Origin of the sequence: Streptomyces hazeniae, assembly GCF_031845485.1 — a bacterium.
Classification (GTDB): Bacteria; Actinomycetota; Actinomycetes; order Streptomycetales; family Streptomycetaceae; genus Streptomyces; species Streptomyces hazeniae.
The window spans coordinates 1-419 of the sequence record NZ_JAVREQ010000223.1; the positions used below are offsets into that span (position 1 = coordinate 1).

1 protein-coding gene is annotated in these 419 nt (G+C 65.2%); it reads right to left on the reverse strand.

The genetic code is table 11. The features are described from left to right. Positions 1-158: 158 nt before the first annotated feature. Positions 159-419 (reverse strand): LLM class flavin-dependent oxidoreductase (locus RM572_RS29435; RefSeq protein WP_311676395.1); only part of this gene is annotated, 261 nt, incomplete at its 5' end.

The following is a 419-nucleotide window of genomic DNA, read 5'->3' on the forward strand; positions in this document are numbered from 1 at the left end:
GGTACGAACGAACCATCTCTCATCTCCCTTGGGGCGGTGTGACCCGTTGATGGTCACTTGTCCCAGGGGAGGTGATGTGAGTAGTCGGGTACTGCAATTTTGAGAACCGTCAAATTTTGCGACGGGTGGCCGTACCCACCCGCCCCCGCGCTCCGGCCCTACTGGGTGAGCGAGACGAGCTCCTCGCAGAACTTCACCGTCTCGGCGGTATCGGTGGCCAGCGGGTGCACCAGCATCGTGGTGACACCGGCTTCGGCGTAGGCGGCGAGCCGCTCTTTGACGAATCCCTTCGGCCCGACCAGCGACACGTTGCGCACCAGGTCGTCGGGGACGGCGGCGATGGCCTCGGCCTTCTTGCCGGCCAGGAACAGGTCCTGGATGTGGTCGGCGACCTCGCCGTAGCCGTACCGGGTGGCCAG